Annotated in this window: 2 protein-coding genes; both read right to left on the reverse strand. The window is 63.1% G+C overall.

Going from position 1 to position 1,748, the window contains the following annotated elements; genetic code table 11:
• Positions 1–29: 29 nt before the first annotated feature.
• Positions 30–494, reverse strand: a complete 465-nt coding sequence (locus tag ACESMD_RS07210) for an RAD55 family ATPase (protein WP_372611720.1) — start codon at positions 492–494, stop codon at positions 30–32.
• 43 nt (positions 495–537) lie between these two features.
• The coding region (locus tag ACESMD_RS07215; protein WP_372611722.1) for a putative bifunctional diguanylate cyclase/phosphodiesterase at positions 538–1,748 on the reverse strand (1,211 nt) is incomplete at its 5' end.

Consider the following 1,748-nt stretch of genomic DNA (forward strand, 5'->3'; position numbering starts at 1 on the left):
CATGCTTGCCGGTCAACAGGAGCGAGTAGTCATGCTGGATGCTCCAGTCGTTGAGCCGGGCGATCTGGTCGATGGCCTGCTGGCCGTTCGGCTGTCGACGCAGCAGTTGATCGATGCCGTCGAGGACGATCCAGGTCCCCGAGCAGACCCTCGATGTTGAAGGCGCCGGAATATTCGGCCATTTGAATCGATTGGGCATCGATGATCTCGCAGCGCGACGACTCGCGCAGGCGACGGCCCCAATGGAAGGTATCGGCATTGCGCAGGATCTGCTCGCGGGACTCCTCGAAGCTCATGAAGGCGCCGCCCTCGCCGCGTGTCAGGGCGCTGGCCAGGATCTGCAGGCCGAGGATGGTCTTCCCGCAGCCGGGTTCGCCGAGCACCAGGGTCGCGCCACCGGCCGGCAACCCGCCATGGGTGACCATGTCCAGGTGGACAATGCCGGTGGCTCGCTTGACGAGTCCGTGCTCTGCTGTCGTGCCGGTGTCGTTCATTGAATCTCCTCGCGGCGGGCTTCCTCGGTCATCATGCATCATTTCATGACCCCCTTGTGGGAGGGAGTGGCGCCAGGGGCAGGCGGGCATGTTTCTCGAGCAGCCAGCGGAAGTCCTCCACTTCCAGGGGCATGCTGTAATAGTAACCCTGGCCGATCCGGCAACCCAACTCGAGCAGCGCATCACGCACGGCGGCATTCTCCACGCCTTCCGCCACGGTGTCGGTCCCCAGCACCTTGCTGATGCCCAGGATCATCGACACGATGTTGCGGTTCAGGGGCTCGTCGAGGATTCGACGGACGAATCCCATGTCGATCTTGATCTCGTCGAAGGGGTATTGCTTGAGATAGAGCAGCGACGAATAGCCGGTGCCGAAGTCGTCCAGGGAGAGCCGCAGCCCCATGGCATGCAGGTCATTGATCTGCTGGCGCAGCGCCTCGGATTGTTCGCTGAAGATGCTTTCGGTGATCTCGAGGGTCAGTGACGCCGGGTCGATGTCATAGGTCTCGAGGGCCTCTCGTACCTTCCGGGGGAAGTCGCCCGGGCGGAACTGGTCTACCGAGATATTCACCGAGACCCGCACCAGGTCGAGGCCCGCCTCCTGCCACTCGCGGAGGTGGCGGCAGGCCTGGAAGAGCACCCAGTCGCCGATCGGACCGATCAACATGCTCTGTTCGGCCACGGGGATGAACTGGCCGGGCATCTGCATGCCGCGCTCGGGGTGGACCCAGCGGATCAGCGCCTCGCAGGCGATCACCTCGCCGGTGGCGAGATCCACCTTGGGCTGGTAGTGCAACTCGAACTGGTCCTCCTCCAGCGCTCGGCGAAGGTCGCGGGTCAGGGCGACGCGCTGTTGCGCGACCAGGTCCATCTCCCGATTGTAGGGATGAAAAACACTGCTGTCCTGCTGGCGGGCCTCGTGCAGGGTGATCTCCACTTCGTGCAGCAGGGTTTCGGCGCTGCGTTCGTCCTCGCCGAGCAGGGTGTAGCCGCAGCGGGACGCGACTTCGATGACGAAGTCCATGATTCGTACCGGCTGATGGAAGATGTCGGCCAGTTCATCGAGACGGTCGCGGAGTGGCAAGGCCGGGTCATCGGGCAGGAAGAGGATGAACTGGTCGCCGCTGATGCGGCCGATCAGGGTGGCCTGGCAGAGGCGTTTTTCGAGGTGACGCGCCATCTTGACCAGCAGATGGTCACCGATGTCATAGCCATGGGCATCATTGATGTTGCGCATCTCCCTGATATTCAGCA

This window comes from Halomonas sp., assembly GCF_041689495.1.
Classification (GTDB): Bacteria; Pseudomonadota; Gammaproteobacteria; order Pseudomonadales; family Halomonadaceae; genus Halomonas.